Annotated in this window: 17 protein-coding genes, 1 tRNA gene and 1 other RNA gene; 18 read left to right on the top strand and 1 reads right to left on the bottom strand. The window is 44.3% G+C overall.

The features are described from left to right. Nucleotides 1-146 precede the first annotated feature (146 nt). The 8 genes from EHV08_RS01055 (at nt 147) to ccsA (ending at nt 9,301) form a co-directional block, all read left to right on the top strand. The gene (locus EHV08_RS01055) at nt 147-1,445 is read left to right on the top strand and encodes a DNA recombination protein RmuC (RefSeq protein ID WP_126677590.1); all 1,299 of its coding nucleotides are present in this window, start codon (nt 147-149) and stop codon (nt 1,443-1,445) included. 103 nt (nt 1,446-1,548) lie between these two features. Further along, nucleotides 1,549-1,622, top strand: a tRNA-His gene (locus tag EHV08_RS01050). Nucleotides 1,623-1,996: 374 nt separating this feature from the next. Continuing rightward, nucleotides 1,997-3,070, top strand: a complete 1,074-nt coding sequence (locus tag EHV08_RS01045) for an NAD(P)-dependent alcohol dehydrogenase (protein ID WP_126677589.1) — start codon at nt 1,997-1,999, stop codon at nt 3,068-3,070. A 477-nt stretch (nt 3,071-3,547) separates the two neighbouring features. Next, on the top strand, nt 3,548-4,585 hold the full coding sequence (locus tag EHV08_RS01040) for a transposase (protein WP_126677588.1): 1,038 nt from the start codon (nt 3,548-3,550) through the stop codon (nt 4,583-4,585). Nucleotides 4,586-5,033: 448 nt separating this feature from the next. Next, on the top strand, nt 5,034-5,639 hold the full coding sequence (gene nrfH / locus EHV08_RS01035; protein WP_126677587.1) for a cytochrome c nitrite reductase small subunit: 606 nt from the start codon (nt 5,034-5,036) through the stop codon (nt 5,637-5,639). A 12-nt stretch (nt 5,640-5,651) separates the two neighbouring features. After that, nucleotides 5,652-7,148, top strand: coding sequence for an ammonia-forming cytochrome c nitrite reductase (gene nrfA, locus EHV08_RS01030; RefSeq protein ID WP_126677586.1), 1,497 nt, complete (start codon nt 5,652-5,654; stop codon nt 7,146-7,148). Between the two features lie 48 nt (nt 7,149-7,196). Beyond that, nucleotides 7,197-8,507 (top strand): cytochrome c biogenesis protein ResB, encoded by a 1,311-nt coding sequence (locus EHV08_RS01025; RefSeq protein ID WP_126677585.1) that lies wholly within the window; start codon nt 7,197-7,199, stop codon nt 8,505-8,507. Continuing rightward, complete coding sequence (gene ccsA / locus EHV08_RS01020; RefSeq protein ID WP_126677584.1) at nt 8,504-9,301, top strand: cytochrome c biogenesis protein CcsA; 798 nt, start codon at nt 8,504-8,506, stop codon at nt 9,299-9,301. The genes EHV08_RS01025 and ccsA overlap by 4 nt, the downstream gene beginning before the upstream one ends. A 290-nt stretch (nt 9,302-9,591) precedes the next feature. Here the strand turns inward: ccsA and ssrA are convergent. Further along, nucleotides 9,592-9,991: a transfer-messenger RNA gene (gene ssrA / locus EHV08_RS01015) on the bottom strand. Between the two features lie 204 nt (nt 9,992-10,195). On the opposite strand from ssrA, the gene EHV08_RS01010 reads away from it, so the two are divergent. The 10 genes from EHV08_RS01010 to mfd all read left to right on the top strand — a co-directional run bounded on the left by EHV08_RS01010 (nt 10,196) and on the right by mfd (nt 25,538). Beyond that, nucleotides 10,196-10,831, top strand: coding sequence for a sugar transferase (locus EHV08_RS01010; protein ID WP_126677583.1), 636 nt, complete (start codon nt 10,196-10,198; stop codon nt 10,829-10,831). Nucleotides 10,832-10,892: 61 nt separating this feature from the next. After that, the gene (locus EHV08_RS01005; protein WP_126677582.1) at nt 10,893-13,418 is read left to right on the top strand and encodes an SLBB domain-containing protein; all 2,526 of its coding nucleotides are present in this window, start codon (nt 10,893-10,895) and stop codon (nt 13,416-13,418) included. Nucleotides 13,419-13,451: 33 nt separating this feature from the next. Then, complete coding sequence (locus EHV08_RS01000) at nt 13,452-14,528, top strand: Wzz/FepE/Etk N-terminal domain-containing protein (protein ID WP_126677581.1); 1,077 nt, start codon at nt 13,452-13,454, stop codon at nt 14,526-14,528. A 93-nt stretch (nt 14,529-14,621) separates the two neighbouring features. Beyond that, nucleotides 14,622-15,725: an O-antigen ligase family protein gene (locus EHV08_RS00995; RefSeq protein ID WP_158676027.1), complete on the top strand. Its 1,104-nt coding sequence runs from the start codon at nt 14,622-14,624 to the stop codon at nt 15,723-15,725. Continuing rightward, nucleotides 15,697-17,226, top strand: a complete 1,530-nt coding sequence (locus EHV08_RS00990; protein ID WP_126677579.1) for an MATE family efflux transporter — start codon at nt 15,697-15,699, stop codon at nt 17,224-17,226. The genes EHV08_RS00995 and EHV08_RS00990 overlap by 29 nt, the downstream gene beginning before the upstream one ends. Then, a complete protein-coding gene (locus tag EHV08_RS11840) occupies nt 17,223-17,777 on the top strand; it encodes an acyltransferase (RefSeq protein ID WP_126677578.1) in 555 nt (184 codons plus the stop codon). The genes EHV08_RS00990 and EHV08_RS11840 overlap by 4 nt, the downstream gene beginning before the upstream one ends. Before the next feature lie 90 nt (nt 17,778-17,867). Next, entirely contained in the window at nt 17,868-19,088 is a 1,221-nt protein-coding gene (locus tag EHV08_RS00980) for a polysaccharide pyruvyl transferase family protein (RefSeq protein ID WP_126677577.1), read from the top strand. Then, nucleotides 19,085-20,626, top strand: coding sequence for a hypothetical protein (locus EHV08_RS00975; protein ID WP_126677576.1), 1,542 nt, complete (start codon nt 19,085-19,087; stop codon nt 20,624-20,626). The genes EHV08_RS00980 and EHV08_RS00975 overlap by 4 nt, the downstream gene beginning before the upstream one ends. Before the next feature lie 3 nt (nt 20,627-20,629). Then, entirely contained in the window at nt 20,630-21,781 is a 1,152-nt protein-coding gene (locus tag EHV08_RS00970) for a glycosyltransferase family 4 protein (protein ID WP_126677575.1), read from the top strand. A gap of 340 nt (nt 21,782-22,121) precedes the next feature. After that, nucleotides 22,122-25,538, top strand: a complete 3,417-nt coding sequence (mfd, locus tag EHV08_RS00965; protein WP_126677574.1) for a transcription-repair coupling factor — start codon at nt 22,122-22,124, stop codon at nt 25,536-25,538. Nucleotides 25,539-25,750: the final 212 nt, after the last annotated feature.

The raw sequence follows: 25,750 nt of genomic DNA, 5'->3' as shown, positions 1-25,750 counted from the left end.
AATTAATGTCAGATAAAAAAAACGATACTGATTGTAAATTGCAAAAATAAGTAAATAAATTCAGATTGCTGTATGTTTGGCCGGGAAAATTGTTTTTTCGGAAATAAATCGCTAACTTTGCAAATATAAAAAACCATATAACAGTAATGGAAATAATATTTGTTTTGCTCGGACTCGCGGTCGGTGTCGTCATCGGCATACTCTACGGACGTGGAAAAATTGGGGCTCTCACTACAGAGTCGGAGATGCAGAGACTGCAAATGCAGCAGATGCGCCAGGATTATGAAGAGCATCACCGCAAGGCAATGGACGAACAGCAGGCACGTTTCAATGAGGTCATAAACAAGGTGAAGGCAGAAATGCAAACCGCCACAAACGACATGTTGAAGCAACGACAGAAGGAATTTGCCGAGCATAGCAACAGCAGTATAGTACAAATTGTTGATCCGTTGCGCAAAACGATTTCCGATATGCGACAGGCTCTCGCCGACAACACATTGCGACAAACCTCCATGTCAAGCGAGATGCGCACCAATATAGAGAACATGATGCGGCAGAGTCAGGCTGCGCAGCGTAGCACCGAAGAACTCACGCGAGCCTTCAGGCACGAGACAAAAGTGCAGGGAGACTGGGGAGAAGCCGTACTCGACGAACTACTTGAGTCGCAAGGACTACATCGCGGCATACACTATGAAACGCAAACCACAATACGAGATGCACGCGGCAACACGATACGACCTGAGGACGGAACAAGCCTTAGACCGGACATAATAATGCATCTCGACAAAAACCGTGAACTGATAATTGACTCGAAAGTATCGCTGTCAAGTTTCATCGACTACGTGAATGCCGAAACACCGGAAGAAAAGCAACGCCATCTGAAAGCACATATCGACAGCATACGCCGACACGTGAAAGAACTATCCGACAAAGACTACTCCTCATACATACAGCCGCCAAAGGTGAAAATGGACTACGTGATAATGTTCATGCCACATACCGGCGCATTATGGACTGCACTCAACGCGCAGCCCAACCTGTGGAGAAAGGCAATGGAGCGCAACGTCTTCATAGCCGAAGAGCAAACACTCTTTGCGGCCTTGCGCATAATCAATCTGACATGGACTCAGATTGTGCAAGCCGAGAACCATGAAAAAGTGTATCGCTTGGCAGAGGAGATGCTTGATCGCGTGGGTAAGTTTGTCAAGAGTTACGAAGAAATGGGAAGGCAAATAACCCGCCTGCAAAAGACTTACGAGGAGGGAGAGAAGAAACTGGCACCGGGAGGACAGAGCATAGTGACAACATCAATGAAACTAATAAAACTCGGAGCCAAGCAAAACCCAAAGAATCCCGTTGCCGACACCGAGGAAGCCGACATTGCCGAACAAACTCATATTGGCAATACAAACAATGAGACAAATGCTTACTCGGAAGAAAAATAGAAGAAAAAGTATTGTTTGAAATAAAAAAACGTACTATATATTTGGAGATATGAAATAATAACCGTACCTTTGCACGCGCTTTAATTAAGCAACCGACAATACGGTGCCCGTAGTTCAGTTGGTTAGAGCGTCAGATTGTGGTTCTGAATGTCATGGGTTCGAGTCCCATCGGGCACCCAAAAGAAAACGAGCGGAATTCCTTAGAAATAAAGGATTTCCGCTTTTATTTTTATATGACATAAAGACAGGAATGTTAGACAGAAAGACAGAATGTTTAGACATAAAGACAAAAAGGAATTGAACAGAAAGACATAAATTGGGGTAAGAAAAACATTATTGTTTATTGGTTCAAAAAAGACTTAACGCAAATGGATCGCAAATAAATTTATTGTTGTCTTTTTTTGATAAAAACTTGCAAATATAAAAAATATTATATATTTTTGCCCCGTCACTCTATTCATCTGTCATCTTCGTTTTCCAAGATGGTTTTTGCATCAGCAGTGGCAACATATTAATCTTATTTTATTTATTATTTTTAAACTTAAATTATTATGAAAGCTTTTGCAATGCTTGGACTAAACAAGGCCGGATGGATTGAAAAGGACATTCCATCATGTGGACCAATGGATGCAATTGTTAAACCTATTGCCGTAGCACCGTGCACATCTGATGTTCACACCGTATGGGAGGGAGCAATCGGAGACCGCAAGGACATGATTCTCGGTCATGAAGCAACCGGTGAGATAGTAGAAGTAGGTTCTCTCGTAAAGGATTTCAAGCCCGGTGACAGGGTTCTCGTACCCGCCATCACCCCCGATTGGAACGCTCTCGAATCACAGGCTGGTTCATCGATGCACTCCGGCGGAATGTTGGCAGGTTGGAAATTCTCTAATTTCAAAGATGGTGTTTTCGCAGAATATTTCCATGTGAATGATGCTGATGGAAACCTTGCACTGATACCTGAAGGTATTGACCCGGTTGAAGCCACAATGCTTTCAGACATGGTTCCAACAGGTTTTCATGGTGTAGAACTTGCCGATGTGAAGTTTGGCGACGTAGTTCTCGTGATAGGAATCGGCCCCGTTGGTTTGATGTCTGTTGCCGGAGCGGCTCTTGCAGGCGCATCATACATATATGCCGTAGGTAGCAGACCTGTGTGCGCACAAGCCGCAAAAGCCTACGGAGCATCTGAAATAATCGACTATCACAACGGTCCCATTGCCGACCAAGTAATGAAACTTACCAATGGTAAAGGCGTTGACCGCGTAGTTATTGCCGGTGGAACGGTAGATACATTCGCCGAGGCCGTTTCGGTGTTAAGACCGGGCGGCACGATAGGTAATGTGAATTACTTGGGCAGAGGCGAGTTCGTTAAAATCCCACGCACAGAATGGGGCGTAGGCATGGGACACAAGACCATAAAAGGCGGTCTGATGCCCGGCGGTCGTCTGCGCATGGAGAAACTTGCAAGAATGGTTTCTGCCGGTCGTCTGAATCTCTCACACCTCGTGACTCATCGTTTCAACGGCTTCGAGTACATGGAAGATGCCCTTATGTTGATGAAAGACAAGCCAAAAGACTTGATAAAGCCTGTTGTCGTTGTTGCAAAAGATCTGATGAAGTAAGTTCTTTTAATACATAAACCTATATCAGCGATTATGTTTGCACCAAGTGCTTACTATCAACGATTATGCAAAATGGGCGAATTTAGTTTGCAAAATAGGCGAATTTGGTCTGCAAATTCGCCTATTTTGCAAACCAATCTCGCCCAAATTGTTTTACCGAAGCATATAATCCCCAATCTCTAAGTTTGCAATATGAATTGCAATAAATAAAGAGATTGCATCGAATAAAAAGTTTATCAATTTATAAAAGTAAACTTTTATTCCGGGATTAATTTTCTTACCTTTGTTGTAAAAAGGAGAAAATTAACCTGACAAGGAACAAGACAAGAACCCCAAATGGGCTTAAAAGCCCTATGACTGTATTTGTCCCCTTGTCAAAGCTGCATAGACCGGATAGAATGCTTAGTCTTCGAGACTATTTAGAGTTGTTGAGTCAAGCTGCTTCCGGTTAATCTCTCCATTTATAACTACAAAGATATGAAAAAAATTATTATTGGAATTGATTTTTCGAAAGAAACTTTCGATGCGACCTTATTGGACTGTCGCAACTCAGAACTTTCAGAAGCAGTGCAATCTGCTGTCCATGAAAAGTTTACCAACAAGAAAGAGGGTTTTAAAGCATTTGTCACATGGATAAAGTCATCTGTAAAGAAGATAAACGCTGATGAACTACTCTTGTGTGGAGAAAAGACCGGTAAATACTCTTTGCCTTTAAGCAACTTCTTGTACGCCAAAGGTTATTCAATATGGCTCGACAGCGGACTTCGCATCAAGAGATCTTTGGGTATCAGCAGAGGTAAGAGTGATAAGGCTGACTCGTTAAAGATAGCCCTCTATGCTTATCGTTATCAAGATATGGCAGTATGTTACGTTCCTTTATCAAAGAATGTTTCCCGACTCAAAGAGTTGTTTCTGTTCCGCCAGCATTTGGTATCTCAAATGAAAGCAATGGCTGTTCGTAAAAATATCACGGATGACTTCAAGAAAGAATTAGGCGATGTAAGATTCATTGTTGATAGTTCAACCAAGATAATTAAACAGATAAAAGCCATCATTAAAAAATGCGAGGAAAAGATGCAGGAACTTATCGAAGAGGATGAGGAACTCAAGACAACCCACGATAGTATTACTTCTGTCAAAGGAATATCTTTGATTAATGCCGCAGCCTTTATCGCTTACACAAATAACTTTAAGGACTTTGGAGGCAATGCAAAGAAGATAGCCACATATTGGGGAGTAGCAGCATTTGCACAAGAGTCCGGAACAAGTGTACATAAGGTGGCAAGAGTAAGTAAGATTGCAAACAAAATGCTCAAATCCTTACTCACACAGGCTGCAAGAATTGCTGTTAGATGGGAACCCAAGTTCAGGCAATATTTTGAACATCTCATCAGCAGAGGAAAACATCAAGGGGTAGCACTGAATAATGTAAAAAACAAACTCATACACGTAATAACGGCATTAGCCGTATCAAAGGAAAAGTATAATCCCGAATACGAATGTATCAACAGATAAATGTAATAAAAAAATGAATAAAATGAATGGATAGAGAATAATCGGAATTCTTGGAACGCAACTGTTAAAAGTAACGTTAAAAACAAGATTTTATTTGGTGGGAAACATAGAATGCAGTAATTAAGACGCATTTACATGGATTTAGTTGAAAGAAATACGTAATCTTTGCCATAAAAGAGTTTTTGGTTCTGAGCAAACAATAAATTAAGTATAATTTGCCTTAATGAAAACAACTCATTTCACTAAAAAAACATCTGGGACAATATTGACAAACAGGTAACATTTGTGCCCAAATTTACACCCATTTAAAACACATTAACCTTTTAAACATTTATTATAAATTACAATACTAATAAATGAGGATAAAATTTTGATAATTTGCAGAAAAATAACTAACTTTGGCCTCAAGAGGTTAACAATTGAAATTACAATAAAAAAACATATCACAATGAATATGCGAAAACTTAAATCATGGTTTCCCGACCTGAGTTATCGCCAAAAGGTGACATCGCTCGTTATATCGGGTGTCATTGTGGGATTAGGAGGATTGTTCTTCTATCTTTTGCGTATGCACACTTATATTGTGGGCGATGATCCCGCTGCTTGTGTAAACTGCCACATCATGGCTCCTTATTATGCTACATGGTCGCACTCAAGCCACGGAAGAGATGCGACATGTAACGATTGCCATGTGCCACACTCAAGCATAGCGGCCAAATACTTTTTTAAGGGTATGGATGGTATGAAGCATGTGGCTTACTTTGTGACACGTTCGGAACGTCAAGCCATTATGGCTGAAGAAGCATCTTCAGAAGTGATAATGGACAACTGTATTCGTTGCCACACAGAACTCAATACAGAGTTCGTAAAAACAGGCAAGATTGACTATATGCAAGCAAAACGCGGCGAGGGTATGGCTTGCTGGGATTGTCACCGTGAAGTTGCTCATGGTGGCATGAATTCGCTCTGCAAAACACCAAATGCTGAAACGCAAGTGCCTATACCTCCATCTCCCGTACCGGAATGGTTACAGAATTTACTCGAAAAAAAATAAAAATCTAACAATATGGCTAAACAGTTAAAGAAATGGCAAGGATGGTTGCTCTTCGGCGGAGCAATGGTTATTATCTTCGTTCTGGGTATGGTTTGCTATTCTCTGTTAGAGCGTCGCGCAGAAGTTACCTCAGTGTTCAACAATCGCCGAACAGTGATGACCGACTCCATCGTGAGTCAGAATGAGAAGTTTGCTGAGGATTTCCCCAAGGAATATCAAACTTGGGCAATGACCGAGGACACTTCTTTTGTGAGCAAGTACAACTCCTCGCAAGAGGTTGATGTATTGGCACAACGCCCGGAAATGGTTATCTTGTGGGCCGGTTATGCTTTCTCTCGTGAGTACAACACTCCGCGTGGTCACCGTCATGCAGTCGAGGATTTGCGTAAGATTCTGCGTACCGGTTCGCCAGGAGTAGATGGCATGGAAGATATGCAGTCAGGTACTTGTTGGACTTGTAAAGGTCCTGATGTTCCTCGCTTGATGCGTGAAAAGGGTAAGAATGCTTTCTATGCAGCCAAGTGGAGCCAGTGGGGCGACCAAGTAATGAACAGCGTAGGTTGCTCTGATTGTCATGATGCTCGCAATATGGATTTGAGACCTGCTCGTCCTGCTCTTTATGAGGCTTGGCAACGCGCCGGTAAGGACGTGAAGAAGGCAAGTCATCAAGAGATGCGTTCATTGGTTTGTGCACAATGCCATACCGAGTATTACTTTGAAAAGGACAACGGTCAGTATCTTAAGTTCCCACAAGATAAGGGACTCACTTGCGAGGCAGCTGAAGAATATTACGACTCTATCGGCTTCTACGACTACATACACCCGCTTTCTAAAACAAAGATCTTAAAGGCCCAACACCCTGGATACGAGCTCTTCAAGCAGGGCATTCACGCTCAGCGCGGATTGAGTTGTGCTGATTGTCATATGCCTTATATTCAAGAAGGTGGTATAAAGTACACCAGTCACCACATTACATCACCATTGGCAAATATCAATCGTACTTGTCAGACTTGCCACCGTCAAAGCGAGGAGACACTCCGCCAGAACGTGTATGAGCGTCAGGAGAAAGTCTTTGATATTCGCAACCGCGTAGAGAAAGAGTTGGCTCGTGCACATATCGAGGCTAAGTTTGCTTGGGAGAAAGGTGCTACAGAAAAGGAAATGGAACCAATATTGGCAGCACTGCGAAAGGGGCAATGGCGTTGGGACTATGCAGTAGCAAGTCATGGTGCAAGTTTCCACGCACCACAGGAAGTTACTCGTCTGCTTGGTGTGGCTCTCAACTACGCACAGACTGCACGTATTGATATTGCTCGCGTACTGGCTCGCCATGGCTACAGCAATGAAGTGCCAATGCCTGATATCTCTACCAAGGAAAAAGCACAAAGTTACATTGGTCTTGATATGAAGAAACTCAACGCTCAGAAGAAGGACTTTATTGACAATGTAGTTCCTCAGTGGGTGAAGACAGCCAAGAAGAATGGCAGATTCATTACAAAAGAATTGTAATGCTTAGAACATAAACGTCTAAACATTGAACATAGACATATTAAAAATATGTGGAATAAACCTTGGAAATACAGCGAGGGAATTGCTATAAGTGTAGGGCTTCTGATTACAGGAGCCCTATTACAAGTTTCTATAGGCCCTGTGGAATGGTTCTTTTTAATGTGGCCGGCCAATATTATTGTTCTGGCAATACTCATAGTGGCGTTAGGTCTGTTCTACGCCCTTCGCTCTAAAGTATATCTTTTCCGATTCATGACTCAGGTCGAGGCGGCAGTGCCGACACTTGCTGCCGCATCTGTACTTACCATTATTATGGGCTTGAGTCGCCAAGTTCCTGAGGGACGACCTGCTGTTGACCCTATTGGACTTACCCGCATGCTCAGTTTCTGGCCCTTCGTTATTATCTATCTTTGGAACATCGTGATTGTGGCAGAGGTGGGTATTCACCAACTTATGCACTTCCGGAAGCGATTTATTCCTTCGCTCATCAGCCACTTAGGACTTTTTATCTTCGTAACTTGCGCCACATTAGGTTCTGCCGATATGCAGCGTCTCAAGATGTACTGCGAAGAGGGTAAACCCGAATGGCGCGGAATAGATGATGTTCAAGAGATACACGAACTGCCACTTGCCATTGAATTACAGAAATTCACTATTGACGAATATCCTCCAAAGTTAGCAATATTTGATAGCAAAACCGGTAAAGTACTGCCCAAAGACAAACCGCAGAATATCATTATTGAGCAAGATTTCACTTCCGACGAGTTGATAGGCTGGAAAATCACAGTGGAGAAATACATTGAGGACGCGATGCCTGCAAATATGCTCAAGATGATGAAAGGAATGCCTTCACAGATGATGCAGATGATGAGAATGGACGATTTAGGAATGCGTATCAATGCCGGTGGATTTGTTGAATACAAGGAGAAAGGTGCTGCCACGGCCATTCTTATCAAGGCACAGAAAGGAAGTGTAGTAAAGAAAGGTTGGGTAAGCACGGGAAGTTATATGTTCCCAATGTCGAGTTTAAAACTTGATGATAATACAGAAATAGCGATGTCGCCTCGCGAACCATTGCGCTATGCGTCAGACGTAAACATCTATACCAAAGAAGGTAATGCAATACAGGCGCATATTGAGGTGAACAAGCCATTCTCAATTGGCTCATGGAAGATTTATCAACTTGATTTCAACAAGGAACAAGGAAAATGGAGTTCACTAAGCGTGTATGAACTCGTATCCGACCCTTGGTTGCCTGCCACTTATGTGGGTCTCTACTTGTTGATTATAGGTGCGGTTCTAATGTTTATCACAGCGGGGCGTAATAAATACAAGAAGAAGGAGGAGGATAAGAAATGATAGCATTTTGGAATTACTTTATATATTTTGCTGTGGCAGCAGTGTTGCTTTGGGCAACAGGTGCTTATGCTGCATGGAAAGACAAGAAGGTATTGGCTTATAGTGCTACGATACTCGGACTGGCAGTATTTTTCAGTTATATCCTCATTATGTGGATTGCTCTTGACCGTCCTCCAATGCGTACTATGGGAGAAACGCGTTTATGGTATTCTTTCTTCCTGCCATTAGCAGGCATCATTGTTTACAGTCGCTGGGATTATAAGTGGCTATTGTCATTCTCCACAGTGCTTTCTTTGGTTTTCATCTGCTTCAATCTTCTGAAACCGGAAATTCATAGCAAGACCCTTATGCCTGCATTGCAAAGCCCTTGGTTTGCACCACACGTAATCATCTATATGTTTGCTTACGCACTTTTAGGCGGTGCTTTTGTAATGGCTGTATATCTGTTATTCTTTAAAAAAAGCAAGGCAGCAACCCACAAGGAGCTCGACATAACAGACAACCTCGTCTATATCGGTTGGGCTTTCCTATCCCTGGGTATGCTCACTGGTGCTCTTTGGGCAAAAGAAGCATGGGGACATTACTGGGCATGGGATCCTAAGGAAACTTGGGCAGCAGCCACTTGGTTGGCTTATCTTACTTATATTCATTGTCGTTTGCGTAAAAATTGTAATTTAGAGGTGGCGATGTGGATACTTATCATCAACTTTGCCCTACTGCAAATGTGTTGGTGGGGCATAAACTATCTGCCATCTGCACAAGGCGTAAGCGTGCATACTTATAATATGCAGTAAAAATGAAATATTGAGCAAGTACATCTATCAGTATATCTATTAAAAGAAATAACAAACAAGACAACAAAAAATACTGCTAATGGTAACATTAATACCATTGGCAGTATTCGTATTATATCGTAGTAATTAATTGTGCATCAAAGTCTTTACCATCCTTGCGACGAACCATTTGTATCTGTTTGAGCAACTCAAGAGCACTTGATTGGGAAAATAAAAAATGCCGTAACCATCCAAAGTTACAGCAGTTAGTAATTTTATTTTCTCTAAGTGCCTCTTATTCGTAGCACATTAAGTGGAGCTGGCGGGAGTCGAACCCGCGTCCAAACAGGGAAACCATACGCTTTCTACACGCTTATTCCGGCCTTAATTTTCGAGCAATGGCAAGACCCGAACCACCAACCATTACCTTATCCTCTAAATTTCACTCTGCAATCGAGGCATTGCAAGGCTATTCCCGATTTTGCTGCACCGCTATATCAAAGAGCCTCGGGACGACGGCTTTTGAGCGATGTCTCGTTCCACTACCTTGTAGCGGAATAAAGCCAGTAAACTACTGTACTTCGTTTAGGCAGCGAGAGCATAGTTGTTGTTGCCAGATAAATTTGCTGACCATTGGGATTTAGGAGCCACCGGCCAACGCTCCGCGTGCTTACGTACCACTCCGGCCTGCTGTCAAATCCAGTCAACCCCGGTATATATTAAGTACATATAGGTTGCAAAGTTAGCAATTTATATCCGAATCAACAAATTTTCTGTCCAAAAAGTGATTATTTTGCAGTTTTATTGACTGTGTTACAGAGTAAGAAAAAAAATATATGTAACTTTGCAACATTTCAGAAAGAAACGTGTTATTAATATATATATTAATATATAAAATATAGGGCATAGAGCCAGATGGAACAATACAATACCTGTTTGCAAAGCAGCCACGACGCGATGAATACCGCACAGAGAGCCGTTAAAAGGTTTTTCGATATTGCGGGGGCTGCAATGGCATTGATATTGCTATGGCCTTTAATGCTTGTATTCGCGGTGTTGCTATGGATGCAGCACAACGGCCCTGCAATATTTTGTCAAGAACGAATCGGAAAGGGTGGCGAGCCGTTCACGATATACAAATTTCGCACAATGAGTAAGGATAGCGAGAAAGACGGGCCTCAACTCGTTCCACACGCAGAAGGCGTGGCATCGACAGACCTCGAACGTTTCCTACGTTCGCACCATCTTGACGAACTGCCACAGTTGTGGAACGTTTTGCGTGGCGACATGTCTATTGTTGGCCCGCGCCCGGAAAGAAAATTCTTTATCGACAAGATAATGGAGTACGACAAACGTTACCCCATAATCTATGAGATGCGTCCGGGATTAACGTCAGAGGCTACGCTTTACAACGGATATACAGACACCATCGAGAAGATGATAAAGCGTCTTGATATGGATATACATTATCTTGAAACACGTTCACTGACCGGCGATTGCAAGATAATTGCAAAAACCGTGAAGAGCATTGTCTCCGGAAAAAAGTTCTAAACATACCGTAACAGACAGAATTTCGAGTTCTGACAATCAATTTTACGACTATAACAAGAATATGAAAAAAATACTTATAATTGCATTTATGCTGGGTCTCTGTTCGTTGGGAACATTTGCCCAATCAGGTATGACCGACGAACAAGTGATGCAGTTCGTTGTAAAAGAATATAAAAAGGGTACAGATCAGACACAGATTGTTACGAAGTTGATGCAGCGCGGCGTGGATATAAACCAGATACGCCGTGTAAAGAACACGTATGACCGAATGAAAAACAAGCAGGGATTGGGCACCGTGGAGGACTCCAAATCGCCACAGTCACGCTTACGAACCAACAACGGCAACAAGAAAGAACAGGACGTACAGGCCATGCAAGAACAGCGCACAAAGGCACAACGCAACTCATCACAGAGGGTACAGAGTGTGCGCGAGGCGCGTCATACATACAATGAAGCAGACGAAGACTTCATGGAAATCAAAAGCCAGTTGGGAATGATGATGCCCGACTCGCTCGAAACGATTTATATAATAGAGGATAAACGCAAAGTGTTCGGACGCGATATCTTCAATAACAAGAACCTTAGTTTCGAGCCAAACATGAACATTGCCACACCCCAGAACTACAAATTAGGCCCCGGTGATGCCGTGTTCATAGATATTTATGGTGCATCACAGCGCACGATAGAAAGCACTGTGAGCCCTGAAGGAACGATAACGATAGATGGGTTCGGTCCGGTGCAGGTATCAGGAATGACCGTAGCGCAGGCCAATTCACATCTGCGTTCAACCCTCGGCTCGCGTTATAGCAGCAGTCAGATACGCCTCACCGTTGGACAGACACGAACAATCATGGTCAACGTGATGGGTGAGGTGAATGCACCGGGCACCTACACACTGTCGGCCTTCGCATCGGTTTTCCACGCGTTGTATATGGCAGGCGGTGTGAACGACCTCGGAACGCTGCGAAACATAAAGGTATATCGCAACAACAAACTGATTTCAACCGTAGATATATACGACTACATACTGAATGGAAAACTCACAGGCAACGTGCGACTGGCCGAGAACGACGTTATCGTGGTTGGCCCTTATGACTGCCTTGTGAACATTACCGGTAAGGTGAAACGCCCAATGTTCTATGAGATGCGCCGCAACGAAAGTGTCGGAACATTGATGAAATATGCCGGAGGATTTACCGGTGACGCTTACACCAAGTCGGTAAGATTAGTGCGTAAGACCGGACGTGAATACTCGGTGTATAACGTTGACGAGTTCGATATGAATTCTTTCCACCTCGCCGACGAAGACTCGGTGAATGTGGACTCCATCATTCCGCGCTTCTCCAACATGGCAGAGGTGAAAGGAGCGGTGTTCCGTCCCGGAATGTATCAGGTTGGTGGCAACATAACCACTGTGCGCGAACTTCTCGAATCCTGCGAAGGAGTGACCGAAGAAGCGTTTACCACTCGTGCCGTGATGCACCGCATGAAAGAAGACCGCACGCTACAAGTTATCTCTGTCGATATAGAAGGAATAATGAAAGGCCGCGTACCCGACATGGCATTGAAGCCAAACGATGTGCTCTTCATACCTACAAAACAGGAAATGATGGAGGAACAAACAATAACAATTCATGGAGAGGTGCAATATCCCGGTGTATATAAATACGCTGACAATGAAACACTTGAAGACTTTGTACTGCAAGCGGGAGGACTTAAACAGACGGCATCGACGGTGAAAGTGGACGTGGCACGCCGTGTCTCCAACCCGAAGGCATTACAGACCGACTCTATCATTGCACGCACATACAGTTTCGCACTGAAAGACGGATTCGTAATAGATGGCGAACCGGGCTTCACGCTCATGCCGTTCGACGAGGTGTATGTCCGTAAGAGTCCGGGATTCTACAAACAACAAAACGTAGTTGTTGAAGGCGAGGTTATGTTCAGCGGTACATATACGCTTGAAAGGAAGAACCAAAGACTGAGCGATGTAATAAAGGCCGCAGGTGGAGTGAACGACCGCGCATACACCAAGGGAGCGCGACTCGAACGTAAATTCACGCCCGAGGAACGACTGCGAACCGAGACATTGTTAGATATGGCAAAGTCAAACACAAACGAAAAGGACTCGATCAACATCAATAAGATTGACATCGGAGATATATATTATGTAGGTATCGAACTCGACAAAGCTCTGGCAGAACCCGGAGGCGACGAGGACATTGTGCTGCGCGAGGGCGACCGCCTTATAGTTCCGCAATACACAAGCACCGTTAAGGTGAGCGGAGACGTGATGTATCCTAATACCGTAGGATACCAGAAAGGTAAGCGGGCAGGCTACTACATCGACCAGGCCGGCGGATGGGGCAACCGCGCAAAGAAGAAACAGACCTTCATTATATATATGAATGGCAAGGTGGCACGTGTGGCTCACAACGCAAAACCCGAACCGGGATGCGAGATATTCGTGCCAAGCAAGGCTCCACGCGACCCACGTATGCTCTCGCAAACCATCTCGATAGCATCGGGCGTGGCATCATTCGCCACCATTATCGCCACATTGGCTAATATAATAAAAAAATAACGCGGAAGAAAAAATTAACCCCTCGTAAAAAATATGGAAACAAAAAAGAAACTTGATACGGTTGACGTAGATAAGATATTGAAAACTATATGGGCAAACAAGAGGCTGTTCTTTATTGTCATGTCGATAGTATTCGTATTGTCGTGCATCTACATCTTCAGTCAGCCAAGAACATATTCCACAAGTCTCAAACTTGCTCCGGAGATGGAAAACAACTCATTGGGGGGCGGATTGTCGAGCCTTGTAGCATCCTTCGGTATCGACCTCAATTCCATGAAATCGTCTGATGCCATCACGCCCCTGCTCTATCCCGACCTAATGGAAGACAACCAGTTCGTATCGAGTCTGTTTGACGTGAAAGTAACCACTCAAGACAAGGAATTAAGTACAACCTATTATGACTACATTGACAAGCATCAGAAGGTGGCATGGACATACAAGATTTTCGGTTGGGTAAAAGACTTATTCCCGGAAAGCGACTCCGAAGGAACCGCAACAGGAGGAGGGCAGAAAAAGAACGACCCCTATTTCATGTCGAAACGCCAGGACATGATAGCAGGAATAATTAGGAACAAAATAAGCATCGCCATAGACAAGCGTACGGCAGTAATCACCGTAAACACTACCGACCAAGACCCGCTAATCTGTAAGACAATTGCTGACTCTGTAAAGATGAAACTACAGAACTTCATCACAAACTACCGAACCAGCAAGGCACGCAGAGACGTAGAGTATTACACTGAAATTACCGCCGAGGCAAAGCAGAGTTACGAGAAAGCACGTCAACTTTACGGAAGTTATGCTGACGCTAATGTCGATATGGTGCTTGAGAGTTTCAAGGCAAAACAGAACGACTTGGAAAACGACATGCAACTGAAATTCAATGCCTATACAGCATTCAACACACAGTTGCAGAATGCCAAATCAAAAGTCATAGAACGCACCCCCGCATTCACTTTACTCAAAGGAGCATCGGTTCCTATCAAGCCGTCGGGTCCCAAACGAATGATTTTCGTATTTGTTATGATGATGCTTTCATTCTTGGGAACATGCTCCTATATTTTCATCAGAAATAATATAAAAAACAGGAAAGCGAACAAAACAACATAGATAATGCTAATCAAAGTAAAAAATATATCATATTCATACTTCATTTTTGCGTTATTTATATTAATTATAGCGTCCTTTTTCAATATGCGTGCAATGGAACATGGAACCGAGTATTCCGTTTTCACACGCATAGCAATGGCGTTAGCACTGCTCGTATGGGCATTCTCGGCAGCCAAACTGTTTCTGCCAAACTACAAATTATATCTCCCCCCGACAACAATAATCCTATTTTGTGTCTATTTTCTATGGGCTTCCATTCCCACACTGCTTGACGACAAGACGCAGACCGGTGATTACATAACCAACATAATGTACATATTCACCCCCATGTTTGTGCTTGTTTCATCTTTCAACTCTGCCATGCATACCGATTTCGAGCGGTTCGACAAATTTGTGTTCATGATATTGTTATTGGCACTTGCAATACAATATGTCTTGATTTTCAAGGAAGTAAATTTCTTTCTTACAAACCACCTGGCATCTTCCTATTATGTGTTGTACGCCCTTCCTTTGGTATTGCTTTTCAAGTCAAAATGGATTAAGTTGTTTGCTATAATCGTTGTCACCATTATATTGTTTTCATCATTCAAACGTTCCGGAGTACTTGCCCTTGCCGTATCATTGGTAGTGTATATTATGATTTCTCAGTTTGTGAAAAAGAAGTTGAAACCTGCCTCTGTATTAACAGCCATCGCACTCATTGCCATTGCCGGTGTTGCATTCTACTTTTTGGCAACCGATAATTCCACCGGCAATACCATACTCGACAGATTCGAGAATGTGGATCAGGATCAGGGCAGCGGTAGAATACCACTCTGGGAACAAACGATAAGGATGATAGAAGACCAAGACCTGTCTAATCAGATTATCGGGAACGGATTCAACACAGTGTTGCGCGAGTCAACGCTGCAACTCTCTGCCCATAACGATTTCCTTGAAACGGCATACGATTTCGGAATAATCGGTTTACTGCTTTATATCGGAGCATTCTTCACGCTCTTTTTCGTTGTTTTCAAAATGATAAGGAAGAAGTCACGTTATGCTCCATCCATTGCTATGCTTGCCGTAATATACGCCATACAGTCAATGACCTCTCACGTTATAATATATTATTGGGCAAATGTGTTCATGCTCTCATTCGGTTATATGATTGGAAAATTCCAGAAAGATGAAACCTACCCAGAAGATAATATTTAATACGGCAGTACTCTACATGAAGATTGTCATCTGCATGGCAATCTCTATATGCACTGTACCCATCGTATTGCACTCGTTGGGAGAAAGTGATTACGGACTTTTCAACCTCATTGCCGGCATCATATCAATGCTTGCTTTCATAAACGGGGCAATGACCGTTTCCACACAACGTTACCTCTCGGTGACGATAGGTGAGAAAGACAAGAACAAACTTCTGCAAGTATATAACATAAGCATCCTGTTGCACATAATAATAGGGTTGATTATAGTACTTCTCATAGAAGGCTCCATACCTATACTATTCAAATATTTCCTCAACATAAACAGCGGACAGGAAGATGTAGCACACCTGCTTTTCCACTTCCTTGTCATCAGCATGTTCTTCTCGGTCGTCACCGTACCTTTCGATGCGGTATTAAACTCGTATGAAAACATGCTTTTTTTCTCTATCTCCGGCATCATTGAGTATCTTCTGAAACTTGCCGTTGCACTATCGCTGACATTGTTTTCGTCGGCAAGACTTGAGATATACGGCATTTCAATAACACTGATAACAATTCTTGTGCTTATAATAAAATATGTATATTGCAGAAACAAATACAAGGATTTGCACATCTCCCCACGTTCATGTCGCAACAAGAAACTCTTCATCGAGATGTTCGGGTTTGCCGGTTGGAACACACTATCGTCCCTCGCAATGGTCAGTCGCAACCAAGGTATAGCCATTATCCTCAACCATTTCCACGGAACAGTAATTAATGCGGCATACGGAATCGCTAATCAGGTAAACGCAGCACTGGGCTATTTCTCATCTACAATACAGAAAAGCATAAACCCACAGTTGATGGAAAGCGAAGGACTGCACGCACAGGAAAGACTTCAGAACCTCACTTTTGCACTAACAAAGTACTCAGTACTCATACTCGGAGCTATGTCCTTACCTGTTATCATAGAACTGCCTTTCATCACAGGTATATGGATTGGTAACGTACCACAATACACAATAGAGTTTACGCGCATAATAATCATTCTGTCTCTCATCACACAATCGTCCTCCGGACTCATGTCTGCTGTACAATCTTCCGGAAGGGTGAAATGGTACACCACGAGCGTCAGTATCATGCTACTTATCACTCTGCCATTGTCATACTTTGCCTTGAAATACTTTCTCATACCTACATACGCATTGCTGATAGCGTGCGTCATCGAGATTGCGGTGTTCTTCGTAAGACTTATGTTCGCAAACAAGTTGCAGTCTATCCCCGTATGGGAGTATATCTCCAAAGCCATATTGCCAAATCTTGCAATATTCATTAGCATAGGAGCATGTCTCTATGCAATTACCACTATTATGGAGACATCATTCATAAGGCTCATAATCGTTACATCGCTTGACATTTCGTTATATTGCATTCTGGCATATCACCTTGCCATGAATAAGGGCGAGAAAGAATACATCTGTAATGTTGCAAAGAAAATAAAAAAGAAAATCAAAAAATGAAAGACCGATTACGACGAATATACTACTCATGGCTACTATCCATGAACTACATATCAATGGCGTTCATCAGGAAAATTCCATCGCAGACCATACGTAAGCAATTACTCAGAATGCTCGGTGCAGAAATCTCCACACACGTGTCGATGTTCTCCACTGTAGATATAAGGAATCCGAAAGGATTGAAAATTGGTCGCGGATGCAGCATCGGCCCGCATGTAATGCTCGATGCACGCATGGGACTTGAGATAAAAGAGAATGTCACGATAGCGTATGACGCTACAATATGGACACTACACCATGAGATGAACTCGGCTGATTTTCATGGAACAGGAGCAAAAACGACAATAGAGGATTACGCATGGATATGCTCCAAGTCAATATTGTTGCCCGGTGTGCATATCGGACGAGGTGCCGTAGTGGCATCAGGAGCCGTGGTAACACAAGACGTTGAACCTTATTCCGTTGTCGGTGGCATACCGGCGAAGAAAATAGGCGAACGCAAAGTGCACGACTTCACATACGAACCATATACCCACATGCACATTGTATGACATGGAGTGGGATGTAACAGCAAAGTCAATAAAGACAGGACGGCAAGGCATTTGTGCAGCCGGAAAAGAAAAACAGAACGTTAGGAAAATATGAGAATAGGTCTTTTAGCATATCATGCGGCATGCAATTTCGGAGCAGTGATGCAGTTGCTCTCTACGTTTTCTTATCTAAAGAAGGCCGGACACGACCCATTCATACTGAACTGGGTGGCTGCCGACCTTGAAGAGCATTACCGGAAAACCACCCCACCTCTGCAAATAGAAGAGATGAAAGCCTTCCGCAGGTCTGCATGGCAAGAAACACCGCTATGCCGAACGACAGAAGACGTGGCACGCATCATCACGGAGTACAACATCGAGGCTGTAATAATAGGCAGCGATGCCGTAGCACAGCATCACCCTTTGCGCGAACGCATGGTATTCCCATGCCGCACCATAATAGGATTCAGCCAAACCACGTCCGACCGTCAGTTTCCTAATCCGTTCTGGGCAACATGGAATGGTATCGGCAACTGCGAAGTTCCGGTGGCTTTAATGTCGGCATCCTCACAAGACTCGGCCTATAAACTCATACCTGCAAGCGTGAGAAAAGACATGGATAAGCAGATTATGAAGTACAGATATGTCTCTACTCGCGACTCTTGGACAAGCGAAATGTTCGCATATATCACACACGGGAAATGTGTACCGGAAGTCACACCAGACCCGGTTTTTGCATTCAACCAGAACGCTGCGGAGGTGTTACCTACCAAAGAAGATTTTCTCGCGAGGCACAATCTGCCAAAAAAATACATCTTGCTAAGTTTCATCAACAGCAACACCGTAAGTCAGGAATGGATAAGCACTTTCGAGAAACTGGCAAATAAAGAAGGATATGAATGCGCTTTGCTGCCATTTGCGCAGAAGCCAAGTTTCGGAACGGTAAAGCATAATATCGGGTTGCCGCTGTCACCTACCGATTGGTATTCCTTGATACGCTATTCTTCGGGATTCGTCGGACACAACATGCACCCGGTGGTGGTGTCCATACACAACGGCATCCCATTCTTCAGTTTCGACAACTACGGCAGGAAACGTTTCAATGGAATGCTCACCGATGACCGTTCGAGCAAGATAAAACACATTCTCGACGAGGCATCGCTATCCATGCAGCGCATCTCATGTATCGGCAGAGGATTCAATCCGCCACCACCAGAAGATGTGCTTCAGCGCATTATGTCTTTCCCTCACGCAAATTCAAAGGCATTTGCCGCAAATTATCTGGAGAAATATAACAATATGATGAATAAATTAACAGACACTTTAAAATGAAAACAAGAATCACAATAACTCTGATTTGTTGCATAGCATTGTTTGCATGCTCCGAAAAAGACATCATTCCTAATCAGAAAGAAAAACCGGGACAGGGAGATAAGTCAAACATGCAATATGGCATAAGATGGCAGATTGGAAACAATAACGACCTCGGAGAGCATTGTTTCGATGCCGAAGGGCTCAAAGCAAGTTTCGGAGTGGGAAGTACACCGGGAACGAGTGACTTCGACAGCATTTATCCTTGGTCGGAGGTGAAGAGATGCAACCTGCGTAAAGAAGGGGGCAAAACCATTATTACTTACGACAACGAACCCGGTTTCTCACTCGATGGAAGCAATGGTGACGTGTTCGTGCGCATTCCTAAATTCTACGTAAAGAAGTACTCGGAGAACGGATATGAATACCGTGTAATATCGGCCAAAGGCACAAAACCACACCCCGCATTCATCGAGAACGGAAAAGAGATAGATGCCGTGTATATATCTGCATTCGAGGGTTATATCGATGAGAATGGGAAAATGCGCTCAATAGCCGACAAGATTCCCACTTCTAACATCGTGCCAAAACAATTCCTTGATGCGGCAAAGGCTAGAGGCAGAGGCTACACGCTCTACGACATGCGTACGCTCGACATGCTTTATACGCTCGTAGCGGTGGAGTTCGGTTGTCGCAACACCGGTGTAATCTTCGGACATGGCATAGCAGACTTCCGACAACCGATTGAGAAGGAGTGGGATAAGGAACAGACCTATTATTCCACAAAGAACGAAAAGAAAACGAACTCCATTACCTGCAAGCGCCAATGGAGGGACGTGATAATAGAAGGCTCGAACATCTGTATCTGCAACGGCAGTCAGAAAGACATTCTTACCTTTGCAAAATGCACGTCAAAGAAAAAAAGAAAAAAAACAGAAACCTACTATTTCGACGGACCGGCTATTGACATCAACACCGACTGCTTTATCGGCAACTGTGCACAACGAACAAACTGGACAGAGACTTGCACCGCACCGCACAACAGCAAGACCGGAAGGGCGAACATGGTCACGCCACATCTAACTACAGAAAACCGTAACCCGATGCGTTACAGGTGGATAGAGAACATCGTGGGAAACATTTGGCATCTTATGCCCGACGTAACATTCAAAGACCTGCAGATGTATGTGTGTGACAACATCGACGATTATGACATGTATAAAACAGAGCCGCCATATAGGAAAGTGGGAGAGCCTTTGCCGGAGAATAACGACAATGGCGACTTTATTCTCATCGACAGACCGGGCAAGAACTTCTGGATAACATCACTCATCGATGACTCCGGAATATCATTCGGTAAAGAATGGAATAAAAACCTAACAAGCAGACAGGCTTTCGGAGCATATTATTATCTGTCAAAAGGACTTACGATAATAGCCAATGGAGGTGGTTTTGACCATGGATACAGATGCAATATGTTGACTAACAGGGCATGGATAAGAAGTGACAAGAAGTGGCATCTCTATGGAGCAAGACTGATATACAAACCCATAGAATGACGCATGAGAATAGCATACATATCCCACCCATGTTTCGCTGACTGCGACCTGCCGCTGCTTACGGAAATGAGTAAGTTGGCTGATGTTGATTTCTATCTCATGATAGGCAAAAACTCACGTCAGGCAACATTGATAGACACGGAGGTGAAACCAAGGGGTGGTGTCTTCAAAGCCTCCGAATATCCTGCACTGGCACGTCTGAGTGAGTTCATGGATATACGAAACATCTATGTAATAAACCTTCCGGAAGGTCACGACCGGTCGCCCGAAAACCTGAAAGGAACATGGCGCGCCATGAAGTTCATAAAGCGTAGGAAATATGATATTGTGCATACCACAAATCCTTTCAGATACGGCAATTTCATGCTTTACATGCTGCGCCGACGCATGATAATGACAATGCACGACCCTATCCCCCACTCTTCCGATATGAACCGCCTGAACCGCTTGCACAGATGGGTAGCATTCCGACTTACAGACCATTTTCTGTTGCTCAACAAAACCATGCATGAAGAGTTTGTCAGGACATACGGACTGCAACGGAAACACGTTTATGAGTCAAGTCTCAGCATATATACTCATCTTAAAAAGACGGTGCCGGTGCTGCCGGAGGAGAAAGGATACGTACTGTTCGTTGGCAGTATAAACCCGCACAAAGGCATAGAATACTTGTGCGAAGCAATGGAAAAGGCTCACAAGGAAATGCCGCACCTGAAACTTATCGTTGCCGGACGTGGTAAGTTCTGGTTCGATGTGGAGAAATACCGACAGCAAGGTTTCGTGAAATTCATCAATCGTTTCGTGACCGACGAAGAACTCTCCGGACTAATCAGTAACGCCTCAATAGTGGTATGTCCTTACATTGATGCCACACAGAGTGGCGTGATAATGTCGGCTTTCGCACTTGACAAACCGGTAATTGCCACAAACGTGGGTGCACTTCCGGAGATGCTGACACACGAAAGACACGGACTGCTCGTACCGCCGTGCGACAGCGACTCTCTCTCAAAGGCCATTCTTTCACTTATGTCAAGCCCCGAAAGACTCGCCAAAATGGCAGAAAACATCAACGAGGATTACTCACGGGGCGACCGTTCATGGCAACATATCGCACGGACATACATCGAAATCTACAAGAAGATGCTCCGCAAATGATTACTCCGATATATTTCATAAAACGGAACATATCATTCAATAAAACAAAATCGCCCAAATTGGTTTGCAAATTCGCCCATTTTGCTCACCAATTTGGGCGATTTTGCATTACGAAAGAGCATGAAATGAAAAGCAAATGATTCACTATACTTTTACGGAAATTCACGTATTATGATTATGAACGTAAATTGCCATAAATGCGACGTTAATTGAACGCGAATACTTCATCAGTGAAAGAAATTGGGAGAAATGCCTTTTTGCAGTTGCCATTATGTTCTTTTTCAACATTATCAGCGTATAATAGCGAAAAAACATCTAACTTTGCAGCAACATTGAAGAAATGGAAATAAAAGACTTATTGGGTGAATACGCCGGGTCGCAGCAAGTGACTGCACTGGCACATATACTGGAAGACAAATCTGCGGAGACAGTTTTCCTGCAAGGACTAATGGCTTCTGCCGCACCGGTAATGTTCGCAGCAGCCGGTATGAAGTCGCCAAGAACGATACTTTTCATATTGCAAGACGCTGACGAAGCGGCATATTTCTACAACGACATGAAACAGATGATGGGTGCGGAACATGTGTTCTTTTTCCCATCATCATACCGCAGACAGGTGAAATACGGACAGAAAGACGCGGCAAACGAAATTCTCAGAACCGAAGTTCTGACCAAACTGCAAACTGCTACAGGTCTGCTCTATATCGTGACGGAACCTTCTGCGGTGGCCGAACTTGTGGTATCAAAAAAGATTCTTGATGAAAGGAGCATATCGCTGAAAGTGGGACAAACGGCTGATACAATGCAGTTGCGCCACGATATGCGCGATTTCGGATTCACCGAGGTGGACTATGTGTATGAGCCCGGGCAGTTTGCAACGAGAGGAAGCATCGTAGATGTGTTCAGTTACAGCAGTGAATATCCGTTCCGTATCGACTTTTTCGGTGACGAGATAGACACGATACGCACATTCGATGTTAAGAGCCAACTATCCAGAGAGCGCAAGGAGCACATCCGTATTGTGCCGGAAATGGCAACACTCACTGACGAGAAGACACCGTTCTTGCAATTTTTGCCACAGGATTCTGTTCTGGCAATGAAAGATTTCCTTTACGTACGCGAAAAGATAGACAGTATCTATCGCGACGGTTTCTCACAACAGGCCGTAGCAGAGCGCATGGAAGGACTGACAGAAATGGAACGCCATGTGCTCACAAAGCAGATGCAGGCAGAGCAGACGTTATGCCCGGGTACGCTATTCACCGAAGATGCCCTGCGATTCAAGCGTATAGAGTTCGGCACGAAACACACCGAGACACCACAGTCAACACTGAAATTCGACATTTCGCCACAACCGTTGTTGCACAAGAATTTCGAACTGCTGAAGCAGACAATCGAAGACTACACACTGAAAGGCTACAAAATCTATATCCTTGCAGACAGTAAGAAGCAACAAGAAAGACTACGCGAGATTGTCAGCGAGCCTTTCGAGCCCGTAAGTCCTACCATACACGAGGGCTTTGCGGACAATTCGCTGCGACTATGCCTATTCACCGACCATCAGATTTTTGACCGTTTCCATCGTTACAGTTTGAAATCAGACGCGGCACGAGCGGGGAAAATGGCTCTGACAATGAAGGAACTCCAGGAAATGGAGATAGGAGACTATGTGGTGCATGTGGACTTCGGTGTGGGTAAGTTTGCCGGATTGGTGCGCACGCCGGTAGGAAACAGTTATCAGGAGGCCATAAGAATAACATACCAGAACAATGACAAGGTGGATGTCTCGATACACTCGCTCTACAAAATAAGCAAATACCGCCGCCACGACACCGACAAACCGCCACGCCTGTCAACACTCGGCACGGGGGCGTGGGACAGACTGAAGGAGCGAGCCAAGAAAAAAATAAAGGACATAGCGCGCGACCTTATAAAACTTTATGCCGCCCGACGGAGAGAACGGGGATTCGCTTTCGCTGCCGATTCGTTCATGCAACATGAATTGGAGGCAAGTTTCCTCTACGAAGACACGCCCGACCAACTTAAGGCTACCAATGATGTGAAGGCCGACATGGAGGACTCGCGCCCGATGGACAGGCTCGTGTGCGGCGATGTGGGATTCGGAAAGACCGAGGTGGCCGTGCGAGCCGCTTTCAAGGCTGCATGCGATTCAAAACAGGTTGCGGTAATGGTACCGACAACGGTGTTGGCATACCAGCACTATCAGACGTTCAAAGGCAGGCTCAAAGACATGCCGGTAAGGGTGGATTATCTGTCGAGGGCACGTTCGGCCAAGCAGACAAGGCAGGTGCTCGAAGACCTCAAAGAGGGCAGAATAGACATCATAATAGGTACTCATAAACTGATAAGCAAGACGGTGGAATTTAAAGATCTCGGTCTGCTCATCATCGATGAGGAACAGAAATTCGGTGTCGCCGTGAAAGAGAAACTGCGCAAGATGAAGACCAACGTTGACACTCTGACGATGAGTGCCACACCGATACCTCGCACGTTGCAGTTCTCGCTCATGGGAGCACGCGACATGAGCATTATACAAACACCACCGCCAAACCGTTTCCCTGTGCAGACCGAAGTGCATACTTTCGACAAAGACGTTATCGTGGATGCAATAAACTTCGAGATGAGCCGCAACGGACAGGTGTTCTTTGTCAGTGACCGGATAAACGGATTGCCGGAAATGGCAAATCTTATCAAGAGACATATACCCGATGTTCGCATCGCAATAGGACACGGACAGATGAAACCCGAAGAACTTGAAAAGACGATTATGGGGTTCATGAACTATGATTACGATGTGTTGCTATCAACAACGATAGTAGAGAACGGTATCGACATATCTAATGCCAATACCATAATAATTAACGATGCCCACCGTTTCGGACTGTCAGACCTGCACCAAATGCGCGGCAGAGTGGGAAGAAGCAACAAGAAAGCGTTCTGTTATATGCTCGCACCGCCAATGTCTTCGCTCTCGCAGGAGGCACGCCGACGACTGGAAGCATTGGAGACGTTCTCGGAACTGGGCTGTGGTTTCAACCTTTCCATGCAAGACCTTGACATTCGAGGTGCCGGAAACTTGCTTGGAGCGGAGCAAAGCGGATTCATGGAAGACCTTGGGTATGAGACGTATCAGAAAATTCTCACCGAGGCAATGGTGGAACTGAAAGAGGAAGAGACCGCCGAAATGATACAAAAAGAAGCCGACAAGAGTGACACGCAACAACCAGCGAGAAAGCGAGAGAACGCGAATTTCGGTTCCACTGGCGGCGGCGGGACATATTGGGTGGCCGACTGTGCCATTGACAGCGACTTCGAAATGTATTTTCCCGACACTTATGTGCCGTCATCATCGGAGCGTATGTTGCTCTATCGCGAACTCGACCTTATAAAGAACAACGATGACCTGAAACGCTATCGGGTCAACCTCATCGACCGCTTCGGACCTGTGCCGCACGAGGGTGAGGAGCTGTTGCAGGTGGTTTCGCTGCGCAGGGCAGGACGAAGACTGGGATGTGAGAAAATAATGATGAAGCAAAAGCAGATGATTCTCTACTATCCCGGCAACACCATGAGCCCGTATTTCCAAAGCAAAGCGTTCGGAAAAATGATAGAATACATGACTGCAAACTTGGAACGGTGCATACTTCGCGAAACGCCGAAACGCTCAATGGTAATCAAAAAGGTGGAATCGGTGAGCGAGGCAGCACAGATACTGAGAACGATAGAGCAGTATTAACGAAAAAACACGTACCGGTCATGGTCATTTACGTTAAAAAAGAATTAACACTAATGAGCGTAATTTATATGTGAATACTTTGGATATCGCACCTTAAAAAACATCTCAAAAAAAAGTTGTTATCCCGAACTCGTGTACATATACTTTGAAGTTGTTTGCGGAAACAGCACTTTTATGAAATAATTTTCTTCCGAAAAACGCGATAATTTCAA

The organism is Prevotella koreensis (assembly GCF_003977605.1).
Taxonomy (GTDB): domain Bacteria; phylum Bacteroidota; class Bacteroidia; order Bacteroidales; family Bacteroidaceae; genus Prevotella; species Prevotella koreensis.
Note: the sequence above shows the minus strand (reverse complement) of the source record. Positions and strands in the feature narration are given on the sequence as shown.

Coding starts and splice junctions, on each gene's coding strand:
- EHV08_RS01055 (WP_126677590.1), top strand. CDS start 147: ATGGAAATAATATTTGTTTTGCTCGGACTCGCGGTCGGTGTCGTCATC.
- EHV08_RS01045 (WP_126677589.1), top strand. CDS start 1,997: ATGAAAGCTTTTGCAATGCTTGGACTAAACAAGGCCGGATGGATTGAA.
- EHV08_RS01040 (WP_126677588.1), top strand. CDS start 3,548: ATGAAAAAAATTATTATTGGAATTGATTTTTCGAAAGAAACTTTCGAT.
- nrfH (WP_126677587.1), top strand. CDS start 5,034: ATGAATATGCGAAAACTTAAATCATGGTTTCCCGACCTGAGTTATCGC.
- nrfA (WP_126677586.1), top strand. CDS start 5,652: ATGGCTAAACAGTTAAAGAAATGGCAAGGATGGTTGCTCTTCGGCGGA.
- EHV08_RS01025 (WP_126677585.1), top strand. CDS start 7,197: ATGTGGAATAAACCTTGGAAATACAGCGAGGGAATTGCTATAAGTGTA.
- ccsA (WP_126677584.1), top strand. CDS start 8,504: ATGATAGCATTTTGGAATTACTTTATATATTTTGCTGTGGCAGCAGTG.
- EHV08_RS01010 (WP_126677583.1), top strand. CDS start 10,196: ATGGAACAATACAATACCTGTTTGCAAAGCAGCCACGACGCGATGAAT.
- EHV08_RS01005 (WP_126677582.1), top strand. CDS start 10,893: ATGAAAAAAATACTTATAATTGCATTTATGCTGGGTCTCTGTTCGTTG.
- EHV08_RS01000 (WP_126677581.1), top strand. CDS start 13,452: ATGGAAACAAAAAAGAAACTTGATACGGTTGACGTAGATAAGATATTG.
- EHV08_RS00995 (WP_158676027.1), top strand. CDS start 14,622: ATGGAACATGGAACCGAGTATTCCGTTTTCACACGCATAGCAATGGCG.
- EHV08_RS00990 (WP_126677579.1), top strand. CDS start 15,697: ATGAAACCTACCCAGAAGATAATATTTAATACGGCAGTACTCTACATG.
- EHV08_RS11840 (WP_126677578.1), top strand. CDS start 17,223: ATGAAAGACCGATTACGACGAATATACTACTCATGGCTACTATCCATG.
- EHV08_RS00980 (WP_126677577.1), top strand. CDS start 17,868: ATGAGAATAGGTCTTTTAGCATATCATGCGGCATGCAATTTCGGAGCA.
- EHV08_RS00975 (WP_126677576.1), top strand. CDS start 19,085: ATGAAAACAAGAATCACAATAACTCTGATTTGTTGCATAGCATTGTTT.
- EHV08_RS00970 (WP_126677575.1), top strand. CDS start 20,630: ATGAGAATAGCATACATATCCCACCCATGTTTCGCTGACTGCGACCTG.
- mfd (WP_126677574.1), top strand. CDS start 22,122: ATGGAAATAAAAGACTTATTGGGTGAATACGCCGGGTCGCAGCAAGTG.